Origin of the sequence: Geminisphaera colitermitum TAV2 (genome assembly GCF_000171235.2) — a bacterium.
GTDB classification, from domain to species: Bacteria; Verrucomicrobiota; Verrucomicrobiia; order Opitutales; family Opitutaceae; genus Geminisphaera; species Geminisphaera colitermitum.
Genome location: NZ_ABEA03000164.1, coordinates 1 through 13254, shown reverse-complemented (window position 1 = coordinate 13254; position 13254 = coordinate 1). Strand labels below are relative to the sequence as shown.

The 13254-nt window shown below is 60.7% G+C and carries 10 protein-coding genes and 1 pseudogene; 2 read left to right on the top strand and 9 right to left on the bottom strand.

Going from position 1 to position 13254, the window contains the following annotated elements; all coding sequences use genetic code 11:
• Positions 1 to 127: 127 nt before the first annotated feature.
• From OBACDRAFT_RS18520 to OBACDRAFT_RS18500, 6 genes are all read right to left on the bottom strand, one after another.
• The gene (locus tag OBACDRAFT_RS18520) at positions 128 to 772 is read right to left on the bottom strand and encodes a transposase (RefSeq protein WP_157837178.1); all 645 of its coding nucleotides are present in this window, start codon (positions 770 to 772) and stop codon (positions 128 to 130) included.
• Positions 765 to 1379 (bottom strand): hypothetical protein, encoded by a 615-nt coding sequence (locus tag OBACDRAFT_RS28495; protein ID WP_157837177.1) that lies wholly within the window; start codon positions 1377 to 1379, stop codon positions 765 to 767. Before OBACDRAFT_RS28495 ends, OBACDRAFT_RS18520 begins: the two co-directional genes overlap by 8 nt.
• Positions 1380 to 1546: 167 nt before the next feature.
• Positions 1547 to 2176, bottom strand: a complete 630-nt coding sequence (locus OBACDRAFT_RS18510) for a putative globular PEP-CTERM protein (RefSeq protein WP_157837176.1) — start codon at positions 2174 to 2176, stop codon at positions 1547 to 1549.
• A gap of 63 nt (positions 2177 to 2239) precedes the next feature.
• Positions 2240 to 4555 carry an SUMF1/EgtB/PvdO family nonheme iron enzyme gene (locus OBACDRAFT_RS26935; RefSeq protein ID WP_081722190.1) on the bottom strand — a complete coding sequence of 772 codons (2316 nt, stop codon included), beginning with the start codon at positions 4553 to 4555 and terminating at the stop codon, positions 2240 to 2242.
• 1 nt (position 4556) lies between these two features.
• Positions 4557 to 4775 carry a hypothetical protein gene (locus OBACDRAFT_RS28490; RefSeq protein ID WP_157837175.1) on the bottom strand — a complete coding sequence of 73 codons (219 nt, stop codon included), beginning with the start codon at positions 4773 to 4775 and terminating at the stop codon, positions 4557 to 4559.
• A gap of 95 nt (positions 4776 to 4870) precedes the next feature.
• Positions 4871 to 5539, bottom strand: a complete 669-nt coding sequence (locus OBACDRAFT_RS18500) for a hypothetical protein (RefSeq protein ID WP_043588185.1) — start codon at positions 5537 to 5539, stop codon at positions 4871 to 4873.
• Between the two features lie 1547 nt (positions 5540 to 7086).
• Here OBACDRAFT_RS18500 and dprA point away from each other — a divergent pair.
• Both dprA and OBACDRAFT_RS25755 read left to right on the top strand, forming a co-directional pair.
• Positions 7087 to 8253: a DNA-processing protein DprA gene (dprA, locus tag OBACDRAFT_RS18490; protein WP_043588181.1), complete on the top strand. Its 1167-nt coding sequence runs from the start codon at positions 7087 to 7089 to the stop codon at positions 8251 to 8253.
• A gap of 321 nt (positions 8254 to 8574) precedes the next feature.
• Positions 8575 to 10287 carry an exosortase/archaeosortase family protein gene (locus OBACDRAFT_RS25755; RefSeq protein WP_052362234.1) on the top strand — a complete coding sequence of 571 codons (1713 nt, stop codon included), beginning with the start codon at positions 8575 to 8577 and terminating at the stop codon, positions 10285 to 10287.
• Positions 10288 to 10462: 175 nt separating this feature from the next.
• On the opposite strand, the pseudogene OBACDRAFT_RS18480 reads toward OBACDRAFT_RS25755, so the two are convergent.
• From OBACDRAFT_RS18480 to OBACDRAFT_RS18470, 3 genes and pseudogenes are all read right to left on the bottom strand, one after another.
• Positions 10463 to 11082: pseudogene (locus OBACDRAFT_RS18480) on the bottom strand (D-sedoheptulose-7-phosphate isomerase).
• A 174-nt stretch (positions 11083 to 11256) separates the two neighbouring features.
• The gene (locus OBACDRAFT_RS18475; protein WP_052362233.1) at positions 11257 to 12483 is read right to left on the bottom strand and encodes an SGNH/GDSL hydrolase family protein; all 1227 of its coding nucleotides are present in this window, start codon (positions 12481 to 12483) and stop codon (positions 11257 to 11259) included.
• Between the two features lie 98 nt (positions 12484 to 12581).
• Positions 12582 to 13254, bottom strand: a 673-nt coding sequence (locus OBACDRAFT_RS18470) for an MFS transporter (RefSeq protein ID WP_157837174.1), incomplete at its 5' end; no start/stop codon positions are given.

The following is a 13254-nucleotide window of genomic DNA, read 5'->3' as shown; positions in this document are numbered from 1 at the left end:
GGGAACCACGCGAGGCCCAGAAGACAGGGAAACCTTGATTTGCATTCCTATGCAACCCGGCCCTCTGTTGCCTCCGTGGTTAATTACCTATGGAGGGCGGGTCTCCCGACCTATAAGCGCTAACATGTTAAGATTTGATGAGGATACGGTGGGGGATGCGCTTGCGAGGAGGGTAGCCGAGGGAACCGCGTAGGCGATGGCCGCAGAGAAGGAAGAGGCTTAGGGAGAGAGGGATGGCCAGACAAGAGAGGAGACAATCGCGAGCGAAGACAAACTCAGTCCATCTGGAGTTAGTCAGGGAGGATGAATCCCCAGGGGGAAAAAACCTCTGATTGGAGGAGGGATTTTTCGATGAGCAAGCAGGTGAGTAATTTGGCTTGGAGCCATGAGCGGGAGCGTGAGGGGGTCTTTTTTGGGACGTGGCCAGTGTCAGGAGTGATTTGAGGCGTTTGAAAGCCAGTTCGATCTGCCAGCGCAGGCGGTAGAGTTGGAGGATGCCGCGGGAGTCCAGGCAAGAGGAGGGCAGGGAAGTGACAACGACAATGTAATCAGCCATGCACAGGCACTGGCAGGAGGGTTTGCGGCCGTTTTTTTTGGCGCTGAGCCTGATTTTGGCTCGTTCGCGTTGGGCGGCCTGTGGGCTGACGCGAAGGGCGCACAGGCGCAAGGCGGTGCCGTCCTTGAGGAAGACGGGCAGTCCGGAGCACTGACGGGAACGCAACTGGGCCAGCCATGCGGGAACGTCCAGCGCATGCCCCTGCTGGTCAAACAAGGGCAGACTGGTGCTGTGCCAGCGTAACAGGACCGCCCCCTGATGATCCATCACATGCCTGATCTGCGGGGCCTCGGCAAAAATTCCGGTCGCCCAAAAACAAATCCCCCTTGCGCACCTTGTAACGGCACAGACTTTCGCCCCCCTTGTTGTCGGTCAGTTCGGCCTGTTCGCAAAACAGGCTGGGCAGTCCGATCGCATAATGCAGTCTCCAGTCCGTTCCGCTTGCTCCGGATTCCTCTATGGTCGTGCTGTCCACCGCCACCGCCGTCCACCCTTCCGGCAATCTCGACCACCTCGGCTGTCCGGCCTGCTGCTCAAGCAACCTTACGCTCATCCACCTCAGCCAACCCTCCGCGTTCCTCAGCCTCTTGAGCAACGCCACATCCGAGACCTCCGGCAACCCTGCCGCCGCCCCCCTCGCCACCGCATGCCTCAACGACAGCCCGCTCCCAGCGTGCATCAATATCAGCCTGAGCAACTCCTCCGCCGTTCTTATCCCCTTGGCCTGCTTGAACGCTCCTTGCTCCCTGGCCGCCACCTCCCACCCTTCCGGCAGCAGCCCCTTCACCAGCCCCCACTCTTCCGTCATCCATGTCTTTTTCATCCCACCTATCTACCCGTTTCCTCCTCCCATGTAAAGACAACATGTTAGCGCGTATAGGTCGGGAGACCCGCCGACGGCGTGCAACGCCGCCCTTCCGTTTTTCCCGGATGGGCGCGGCTGCGCCGCGTCTGGCGGGGATTGGCAATAAAAACCCGCCCTCCGCAATATTACCGGCGACGGCGCACGATCACATAGACCATGATCGTCAACCCGGCGAGCACCGCATACGTCGAAGGCTCCGGCACCGCTCCTGAGGGAGCAGGCGTATCCTTGACGCCGTTGAGCAGGTATTCGGCAGGGCCAAACGTGACATTGGTGGCAAGACCATCCGGGTCGAGTTGACCGGTGAAGGTCAGTGCACCCTGTGACACCTGCGTGCCTTGGATCAGGTCCCAGTATTCGGCCAGCTTCGTGAAATCCTCGGCATTCAGGTTTTCCACATAGCTCAGATCGATCGTCTCGCCTACCGTGTACTGGAATATACGCGCTTCCATGTAGAGCGGATCGCCTTTGGTCAGGCCATCGACATAGAAGGCGGCAGTGTTGAACAGCCCTTTTGTTTCCTCACCGAACTCCGAATCCGCAATGTTCATCGCGGAATGGGCAATCGTCAGCGTCGAGCCTGCGCTCGAACCATACCAGAACGTGACGATGTATCCGTCATAGGCGGACAGGAGACTTCCGGCTTCGTCCTTGATAAGGTTGACTGCGCCGTCTATCCCAAAGCCGAGAGGTACGGCTTGTGCCTGAAACGAGAGAACCAAGGCGGCTCCCGCTCCGATCATTATCTTTTTCATTTTATTCGATATCATATTCGTAATACAGACTAACATTGGTTGTGGTTTTACACAGACGGTTACCTATCGGGTAATCGCCAGATTATCGGGGCTTACGGTTACGCCCGGTTGCACCCACGTCCTGTTGTTTTTGGGCGTGAGATAGAAGCCTTGCCCGATAGCGAAGGCGGGCTGCGTGCCGGTCCAGCCGCTGCCGAGCGCGGGAACAGAGCCCATAACTGGTACGCCTCCGGCATCGTACCAGTTGAAAAGCTCGTTGGCCGTGCGCGTGTACCCGATTTCCACGGGGTTGGTGGCTTCCACGGGCAGCGTGGACGCCAGCAGGGTCTTGACTCCGTTGCGGAGATCGTAGCTTCGGGCTTCTGTCGGCACGATACCGGTGAAGGTCAGCGTCGTAGCCGCTCCTCCGTTGGTCACATGCGCGGCGTAACCCATCGGAAGTTCGATGTTGGTCGTGCCGGTCCAAGAATTGCCGATGGCTGCCTTTCTGACAAAGGCAAACGAACCGTCGGGTTGCTGGACATTGATGTTGGTGTTGCCACGCACCCCGGCGAACAGGCTGGTGACAAGGTTGCTGCCGCCGTTGTCCAAGAGGTTGCCGACGAGTGCGGCACCGTTGGCCGGCACCGTCACCTTATAGCTACCGAAGAGCACGGTGTTGTATTTAATCGTGTCGTCAGCGCCAGGAGCGCCACTGATATCGACCGGCTGGAGGCTGGTCGCCACGCGGTAGAAACGGGCGGTGTCAGAAGTCGGATCAATGGCAAGGGTGAAGCTCTTGCCGTCAGGAGCAACCGTGACCGTGTAACTTGAGCGGTCAGCGGCATTCCACGTGCCCAGGATGTTGGTCGTCGTCACAAGGAAGATTTTTTCTTCTTCCAACTCCTGCGCCTGCTCCGGGTTGTCCGGGTCGCCGCCGATGCCGCCGTCGATCACGATGCCGCCGGGCGTCGTGGGATCGGGGATCACCACGACGCTGTCGTCGTCGATCTCCGGCGGGATCGTCGGCAACGGCTGCTCAACCATGATCGTTATGCTGTCGCTCGCGACGTCGGGCAGCGTCACCGTCAGGGGGGCGCTGCTCACGACATCGTCAGGCGTGTTGGAGGCTTTCAAGATGTAGGTGCCGGATTCCGTGGCGGTGTAGCTCGTCTGCCCGGTCACGTCCACGTCGCCGGAAGGCGTCTCGAGCGTGAGATTGGTGGCGTCGGTGGTTGTCCAGCTGATCGTGGCGCTGGTTTGCGGTTGCGCCGTCACCGTGTAGGTGTGCGTGCCTGCCGGGAGGGTCACGGGCCGGTAGCCGATGGCCTCGGCATCCGGCAAGTCGAGGTCGGGGCCGCTCACGCTGACCGTGGCGGCGTTGCTCGTCGTCCATGTCACCGTTGAGTCGAGCGGCGCGGTGCCGGTCGGCGAGACGGCGTTGATCGCCGCCGTCGGGGTTGCCGGGGTCTCCACCGTAAAGCTGCCGATCACCGGCGGGGGCGTCAGGCTGGAGACCGCTACACGAAAACCGATGTCAGAGACATCGGTAGCTGGGGAGATGCTGTTGCGGTACGAGGAGGCGAGGTAATTGGTGTCGGAGTTGCCGGCCGTGCCGCCCCGCTGACCACGGTTAGTAGTAGAAACAATAGTTTCGTTCCGTTCCCAGGTGTTGCCTGCCATATCGAATGCCCCGTTCGGGTTCGCCAGGTAACTACCTACATCCTTAAACACCCAAGACATACCGCTGGCGTAGTTCGCCTCGCTGGTGCTGATCGTGTTCTTTCCAGTCCCATACAACGAATAGCTGTCCGTCGTCGGATTGTAATACGCCGCCTTGTACCACTCGTTCTCTGTCGGCAGCGCCCAGCCTCCCGCCGCCCACGCATCCGCATTCCGGCTTACCGTGTTGTTGGTCGGATTCTTCACCCCGCCCAGGTTATACACGCCCGTCTCCGTATCTCCCGACGTCAGCCAGTTGCAGAATCGCGCCGCATCCCAGAAATTCACATACGCCACCGGCTTGTTCGGGTCCGTCGCCGTGTACGTCCAGTTTCCTGCCGATCCCGAGCGCGTCAGCCCACGGCTCGCCATGTCCGTATTGTACAGCGCATACGTGTCGCTCTGCTTCGCCACCGCATTCAGGAACTGCGCGTACTGCGCGTTCGTTACTTCATACGTCCCGATATAATAATCGTAGGGGACGGCTCCGTAGCCGACCTGGTTGGCATTACTATGGCCGTAAGCAGAGCCATCCGCAGCGTTGCCGCCCGTGATCTTCACCGTCTTCATGTCGATGATGCTCGATCCGGGAGTTGCGGCGAAGGCCGTTGTCGCGGCCCCCAGCGCAGTCAGTGTCGCCAGCAAGGCGGCGGTTATTCTTTTTCTGTATGTCTTCATTTTATTTTTGTGGGTTAGTTCTGTTCGTGCTCATGAGGCCAAAGGGAGGGGGGAGGAGTGGCGCGGGCGAGACGCCCGCATGCTGACGTAGCGCAGGCGTCCCGCCTGCCATCTTGTCTATTGCGCGAAGCGCGGTGACTTTTATGGAGTGCGGCGCTTCGCGCAGCAGGCTGGATTGCAGGCGGGACGCCTGCGCTACATCGGAATGCGGGCGTCGCAAGCGACGCCCCTACTGCGGGCGGGACGCCCGCGCCACTCCGCGTGCTTAACATCAGTTGTTCACTGTTCATTGTTCACTGTTCCACTGTTCACTGCTCAGGGGATGATGGCGGAGAAGATGTCGCTCCAAGGGCCTTTTTTGCCGGTGGTGTTTTCCCAGCGAAGGCAGAAGTAAACGGTCTTGCCCCGGTCGTGTGCGCTAAACTCAAGGGTGAAGGGGCTGCGAGTATCAAAACTGGAATGCGGCAAGTCCTCCGCCGCCGTGACGGGCGTGGCGCTGATGCCCCAGGCGATCTCGGTGCCTTGCTGACCGAACAGTTTGGCGTGGTGGAGGTTGTCGGGGTCAAAGAAGTGGATGATGAGGTGGGAGATCAGGGAGGTGTCCACGCGGCAGCCGGGAGCGCGGGTGGCGACGGGATGGGGAGTGTGAGTGGTCTTGGGGATGGTCAGGCCCATGTTCTCGCGGTCGGCATCGGTCACGGCCTTGTTGCCAGTGGAGAGGTTGGCTTTCACAAAATCGCGCACGGCGGTTTCGAGGGCCTTGCGGGCGGCGTTCTTGTCCGCAGTGGCGGCGGGGGTGCGGCTGGCGGGGTTGAGGGCGGTTTCGTATTTGTCGCCCCAGTTGTTGACCAGAGGGCTGAGGGCGGTGAGGTCGGCGGGCTTGACGCCGAGGCGGGCGGCGTTGCCTGCGACGTAGGAATACAGGAAGCGTATCCAGTCGTTGAAGGCGGCGTCGGTGCGGGGGATGTAGTTGGTGTTGGGCATGGCAGGCGGTGAATTAATTAAGAATTAATAATTAAGAATTAATAATTGATGATTGATATTGTCTCACGCGGAGGCGCGGAGGGCGCGGAGTTCGGAATGGCGGTTGTGGTTGGGCTGGCGTGGGTTGTCAGAGTCTGCGCGGCGGGTTCCGCGGACTTGGGAATGAGTTACAAGGCTCCGGTAACTTGTTACGTGAGCGGCGGAATGAGTTACGGAGCCTCTGTAACTAGTTTTGGAGGGCGCGTAACTTGATCCGCGCTCCGCGTAACTTGCGCCAAGGGTCGTGTAACTAGATCCGCGAGTCGCGTAATTTGATCCGCGGATTTCGAGGTGTGTACCAAGGGGTCTGTCGGGGGTTCCAGAGGGTGTGGAAAAGGGGGAAAGGGTCGCGTAATTAGTTACGCGGAGCGCGTAATGAGTTACAGAACCCTTGTCGGCTTTTCCAAGAGTTGGGCGGAGGGCTCCGAAGGGTTGGAGGAATGTGCCGGGAAGGTGGGCGGGGGCTCCAGAGGTTTTGGAACGAGTGACAAAGGGGCCGGAAAATGATCCGCACAGCCAGTTGGGTTCAACAGACTGCCGGGAGGTTAATTGCGCTAAATATGCAATTAAATTATTGCATGGGGGGGGGGGGGGGGGGGGGGGGGGGTAATAAGATTATTAATGCAAAGCCCCTGCATCCTATTGGCCGTGGCGGCGAAGGGTGTCATGTGGGAAGAGAGATGCATGTAAGCGGAAGCGGGAATGGCTGTTTTGTTAAAACGAGGCAGACGATAGCAAAAAAAGGAGACCCCATTAAGTCGGGCAAAGACCCGACCCACCCCCATCGTTTTTTGAGTTACGTAATTTATGGATGACTCCAAAATGGGAAGGAATGAGGGTTTTGTTGTGATGGATGTCATGTGTTTTTCGCGTGTCCGGACATCCTGCCTTGATCAGAGGTAAATGCGAGGTTTTTCGTGAATGGTTCGCTGGTATTTTTTAATGGGATGTACGTAATCCATGAATACAGCATCAGGCGGGTTTAAAAATTACGTAAGTCGAGAAATTGAGGCCATTAGATATTAAAAACTTTCGTCTAAAACCTTCAAAAAAGGGGCTTGCAGGGGGTCAAAACCCTTCCTTTTTCCAAAAAATTTCACGCGGAGACGCGGGGGGCGCGGGGAAAAAGGCAGGGTTTCCCGCCACGGCGCAACGGGCGCAACGCTGAGAGGCAGAGAGATATCGCAGAGGCGCAGAGGGAATACATCTGGGAGGTCCTGAAAATTCATTTTTGCACAGAAGATAACCAAGAAAACGAAGAGAAAGACAGAGAGCATAATTTGTTTTAATTTATTTATTTTCAATAGGTTGTTAAAAATAGAAATTCCATTTCAATTGGTTTGTCTTCGTTTTCTTCGTTACCTTCTGTTCAATTTTTAGAACCTCCCAGAATCCTTTGCTTTTCTCCGCGCCCCCGCGACTCCGCGTGAGATATTTCTGATTGGAGCCGGATAGTGGCTTTAATTTCAGTTCCCCCTCCCTTCACTTTCGTTTTTTGTTGTCCTCCCATGCTTACCGAAACCCAGGCGTATCTCATCCTCAACGCTCTGCCCGACATCGGCCCCATCACCACCAACCGACTCCTCGACGCCCTCGGCGGCGACCCGCGCGCCATCCTCGACGCCACGCCCGCGCAACTCGAACAGGTCAAAGGCGTCGGCGCGAGAATCAGCGGCAACATCCTCAACTGGCGCGCCCACTTCGACCTCGCACGCGAAGAGGATCGCATGGCCCAGTCCGGCGTGCGTTTCATCCCGCGCAACGCATCCGGCTACCCCGCCCTGTTGCGTGAGATTCCCAGCCCGCCCGTCGGCCTGTATCAGAAAGGCAACTACGCCTTTGACCGTCCTGCCGTCGCCATTGTCGGCACCCGCCGCACCACGCTCTACGGACAGGCCACCGCCAAAAAACTCGCCTCCGAACTCGCCCGCCTCGGCTTCTGCATCGTCAGCGGACTCGCCCGCGGCATCGACTCCTGCGCGCACGAAGGCGCGTTGCTCGTCAACGGCGCCACCGCCGCCGTCCTCGGCACGGGCATCGACATCATTTACCCGCCCGAAAACCTCGATCTCTACCGCCGCATCGAAAACGAAGGCGGCGCGATTTGTTCCGAATTCCCCTTCACGCGCCGCGCCGACCGCCAGTCCTTCGCCATGCGCAACCGCATCGTCGCCGGCATGTGCTCGGCCATCATCGTCGTGGAAAGCGACGTGAGCGGAGGCTCCATGATAACCGCACGTTTCGCCGGAGAGCAGGGCCGGCTTGTATTCGCAGTTCCAGGACGCATCGACCAGCCGGGCAGCGCCGGCTGCCACCAACTCATCCGCGACGGAGCCACGCTCCTCACCTGCGTCGATGATCTCTTGAACGAGATCAACTACCTCGACGGCATGCGCCCGCAGCCCATCCCGGCAAAAGGCTCCGACGCCGGCGACGGCGGAGACACGCCGGCGCACGTCCCCTCCTCCACCCTCTTCGGCGGCGACCTGACCGACGACGAACAGCGATTGCTGGCCTGTTTTGCGGGCGGCGCAATGCCCGGCATCGACACCCTCACCGCCCAGACCGGACTGCCCGCGCATCACGTTTCCTCCACGCTCATGATGCTGGAGTTGAAGCGTCTCATCGCCAAACGCGCCGACGGCACTTTTGAGGCTCGATCCCGATCCCGCTGATCCGGCGGCCACTCCGGGCTCTTTTTAGAGCATTTTCGGTTTATTTTGTCTCACGCGGAGGCGCGGAGAACGCAGAGGAAGGGAAATGTAATATTTTTAATTTACTTATAATTAGTAACATGGGTTTTCTCTGCGTCTCTGCGTGATCTCTTAAATCTTGCGACAAATTGAACCGACAATGCTCTAGACGAACTCTGTTGCTCAGTGCCTCTATGGTTAATTCTCGAAAACACGGACGCAGACTCGACCTTCCGACCTTCGCATCTAGATTCCCGCCCCGATGCCACTACCACACGCCACCCGGGGCGCGCCTCGCTCCGCATGAACCAGCACCCGGCACCCGCCCCTCGTCGCGGCACTTGGATTTGGGCCACCGTCCTCGCCGCCCTCTGGCTGCCCCTCTGCTGGCGGCTTTACCCTGCATGGAACGCCTCGGCTGAACTCGCCCACGGCTGGGCCGTCCCGGTCTTTGCCGCATGGCTCGCCTGGCAACGCCTCCAAAATCCGCCCGCCTCGGCCCTCCCGGAACGCGCGGCGCAGACCGGGCCTTCGACCTCCCGCTGCCGGGCTCTCGACGGCGGCGCAGCCGCCTCCATCCTCGCCTGGATCGCCCTCCCGCCCGCGATGATTGCGCTGGTCGCCTCGCTTCCCGTTCTCGAAGCCAACCCGCAATGGCCTGCCGCACAGTGGCTCGGCACCACTGGCGCCATCGTCGCCACGCTCGCCCTCATTCAACTCGCGGCGGGACGCACCGCTTGGACAACGCACCTCGCCTTCCCGGTCCTGTTCATGCTCACCGCACTCGACTGGCCGGCGGCGGCGCGCCAGCCGCTGCTTTCCGCGCTGTCCGTGTTCAACGCCCAACTCGCCGCCGAGGTGACTTCGCTGGCCGGACATCCTGCGGTGGCCGAGGGGAGCGTCATCGCGGTCAGCGGCGGCTATGTCGGTGTGGACGAAGCGTGCGCCGGGCTGCGCTCGCTCCAGGCCGTGTGGATGTTTTCCTGGTTTTTCGGTGAATTGCACCGGCTCCGCCTCGTCCCTCGTCTCGGTCTGGTGGCGGTGGCTCTGCTGGCCGCGTTTGCCGGCAACCTTGCCCGCACCCTTTTCCTCACCTGGCAAATCGCCGCCCACGGAGCCGAGGCCGGACACCACTGGCACGACCGCGCGGGTCTCATCGTACTCATCGCCACGCTCGTCGTGCTCGTGGCGTTTTCGCAATGGCTCGCCAGCCGGGCGGCAAAACATCCGCACCCCGGCGGCGTATCCTCCGCTCCAATACCAGCGCCGCCGTCCGCGCCACCCGCGCCGACACCGGCGGCATCCCCGGCAACGCCCGCCGTCCACACTGCCCGCGCCGCGACCCTCGCGGCGCTTCCAACGGGCCTCGCGGCGAGTGTCGTTGCCCTTGTCCTCGCGGCGGAAGGGGGCACGCAAGCTTGGTTTGCGCGGCACGCGGCCCGGGCGGGCGGCGCGCAATGGCAGTTGCGGACTGACACCCCCCACTGGACACGCCTCGAAATACCGTCACGCGTGCATGACCTGCTTGGATTCACCAGTGGAGAATACCTTCTGCGCGAAGGCTTGCCCCGCGGCGGTGCAGCCGTGGCCTACGCCCTTCGCTGGGAAGGCGACGTGGCGGCGGGCGAAGTCACTGAACTGCACGACCCGACGATCTGCATGCCCGCCATCGGAGCACGGCTGGAGCACGGACCCGAGCAAGTGCGCGTGGTCGAGCCCTACAGTGGGCGCGAGATCGTGTTTGATGCCTGGCGATTCTCGACGGCGGGAGCGACGCAACATGTGTTTTTCTGCGTCTGGGACGCCTTTCATGGCCGCCCCCGCACGCGCGACCCGGCCACCGTCGGCGCGCGTTCCTGGAGCCCGCCGCGTTTCCGCCTTGAGCGCGTCGCCGAAGGACGCCGTCGCGCCGATCTGGCGCAGGTGATTTTCGTCCTGCAAGGCGAGGCCACCGACGCCGAAGCCCGCGCCTGGCTGCAAACCGCCGTGTCCGAGTTGTTGCGCGAAAAACACTGAGTGGGCTGCGGCGCTGTAGCCATTGTCTTAACGGTAGGGAGGCCTCTCCGAGGCCTCCGAAACCACGCTCCAAGCACCTATGAGTTTCGTATTCACCATCACACTACGCACGGCGGAGGCCTCGGAGAGGCCTCCCTACCAGGTATCAAATGGCTACAGTTTAAATGAAAGTCCTCTAGTCGCCGAAAAACTCGTCTTCCAACATCAGGCAAAGGCAGTGGTAAATCGGCAAGTGGTATTCTTGAATCCGATACGTTTCATTCGCCGGTGCGCGCAGACAAAGGTCAGTCAAACCAGCGAGTCTCCCCCCCCCCCCCCTGTCAGGCCAAGACGTTTTAGTCCGCGCGCTTTCGCCGCCTCCATTGCGGCGCAGACATTGCGGGCGTTGCCCGAAGTGCTGATCCCGATAAGAACATCGCCCGGACGACCAAGACCCCAGACGAGTTGCGCATAGGTGAGATGCGGGTCCACGTCGTTGTTAAACGCCGTCGTCAGCGCAAGAAATCCGGTGAGCGGAATCGCCGGGAGCGCACCCTGCAGCTTTCCGGCAAGTTCGGCAGGAAGCTTTGCCTGATCGGCTTCAGGCAAGGGACGCAAACGCGCAAACCCCTTCAATAACTCACCCGCCCAATGCTCGGCGTCAGAAGCACTGCCGCCGTTCCCGCAAAGCAGAAGTTTGCCGCCAGACCGGTAGCAGTCGCGCAACATGACGAAAGCCGCCTCAACATCGGCGCGAATCGGATCAAGCGCAAAACAACGTGTAATGAGATTTTGGATATGAGTGTTCAGGCGCATGTTTTTTTAAGGGAAGTTCTGGGAAATTATTTATTCACCACAGAGACACAAAGACACAGAACATCGGCAAAGGCAGAGGAGGTAACTCAGAGAATGTCATTTTTCTTCGGTTTGATCTTTGTGTCTCCGCGTCTCTGTTGTGAATTTTTATTCGTTAACTTTGTCGCAAAAAAATCAGTGGGCGAGGCGGGCAGTGGCAGGAGCCCCAGCCACACAGATGCTCTCGATGCGGAGTTCCTGGGCATCGGTGAGTTTGGGGATGATCTCGATGATGTGCTCGACCGCCGGATCGAGGTTTTTGGCGATGATCTGGAAATAACGCATGTTGCCGCCGGGCGCGGTGACTTTCCAAGTGGCCGGAGTGGCGCCATCGATGCGCACCTCGTAGCTGCCGGAGGCGGGCGTGGCTTCACCAAAAAGCATCACGTCGCTGCCGCGCACGGCGAGGCGCAGGGGACGCGCTTCGGGACCGCAGGCGATACTCACGTCGTCCAGCCAGCGCGACATTACAAAGTCGTAGGCCACAGCACCACGATACGGCTGACCAACTGTCCAGCCGGCGGGGAACGGAGCGAGTTGCGAAAGGCGGATGCGGGCGGCAGCCATATAGGTATCCGCATTTAACATACGCGCCGGAACCTGACAAACGAGGCGGTCGGCGACGGCCTTGGAAAAGGCGTTCCAGACGGCTTCGGCGTAGAGCGCATAACCGGCGTCGCCCGGATGCGTGGTGTCGGGCGGCGCATCCCAGAGCGCGTCAGGCGTGGCACGTCCGGCGTTGACGTGGTCGCGCATGAAAGCGACGGCGTCACCAGTGGGAAGTCCGTAGGCGCTGGCAATGGCACGATGCGCTGCGTCGAGCGGGCGGGGGGGGGGGGAGGGCAACGCGTCTTTTTTCGACGCGAAGATCGCCTGCACGACGGGAATGCCCCGCGAAACCATCCGGCGAACCAGCGCTTCGTAAGCGGCCAGGCGATTGGGATCGGGGGCGGCGTAGGGGTTGTCGTTGATGGTGAAATCGAGGAAAACGAGGTCGGGATTGTGAGCGAGTACGTCGCGTTCCAAACGGAAGGCGGCGAGTTGCGATCCGGTGCCACCGATGGCGGCGTCATGAAAACGGAAATGCGCGGCGGGATATGTCTCTTCCAATTTGCGTGCGGTGAGCGCGCGGTAGGAGGTGAGTTGCGGGTTGGTTGCCTGCGCGCCCCACGTGAGACTGCCGCCAAGAAAAGCGACGCTGAGGCGTTCACCGGCGCGCGCGCGGGCGTCGAAGTCGGCGAAGGAGGCGGTGGTGCTTGCAGGGTTCTTCGGTGCGGAGGGAGCCACGTTGGCGGCGAGGCTGGCAGAGGCCAAACCAAGCGAAAGCAGGAAAACAGGGGGGAGCAGTGGGTGGCAGTGCATAAAGGATGAAGGGGGTGATTCATGCAGTGCGCCGCTCGCCCGTTAAGGATAAAAAATCGGTGCCGCAGGGGCGCATGGGGCGATATAAAAACCCGCCTTCAAGAGGGGTCGGTGTGGTCGCGGCGGGTGCGCAGGACGGGGAGAAGGGTCAGGATCAGACCCGCGGCAAGCAGGGCGGCGCTAAATAGGAAGGCCGTGCGCGCGGCGGTGTCGGGTTGGTGGTCGCGGAGCCAGGCCATGAACTTGGGGCCCGCCAGTCCCGCCGCCGACCAAGCCGTTAGGATCACTCCGTAAAGCAGGGCCATGCGCTTCGCGCCGAACAGGGCCTGCACGTAGGAGGGGATCGTGCCGAAGCCGCCGCCGTAACAGAGGAGGATGTAACAAACGAGTGCGCCAAATATCCACGGTTCGGTGGCACGGGGCAGGGCCAGAAAGACGACGACCTGGCTGCCGAGCATGAGCGTGAAGGCGAGGGACTGGCCGATGCGATCGGACACCGCACCCCAGAGGAAGCGGCCGAGTCCGTTGAAAATCGCACCGAACGCGATGAGCGTTGCGCCTGCGCTGGCAAGCGCGGCGGCGTCCATGTCGGGGGTTTTGCGCAGGAGCAGGTCCTGCAGGAGCGGGGATTGAAAGCTGATGATCGAGATGCCGACAAAGATGTTGCAGAAGAACAGCAGCCATAGGGCCGCGAAGGGGGCGGCGATGGGCGAAGGGGCGTCGGGGGCGCGGCCCTGAACATCCAACGTCGAACATCCAACATCCAATGTC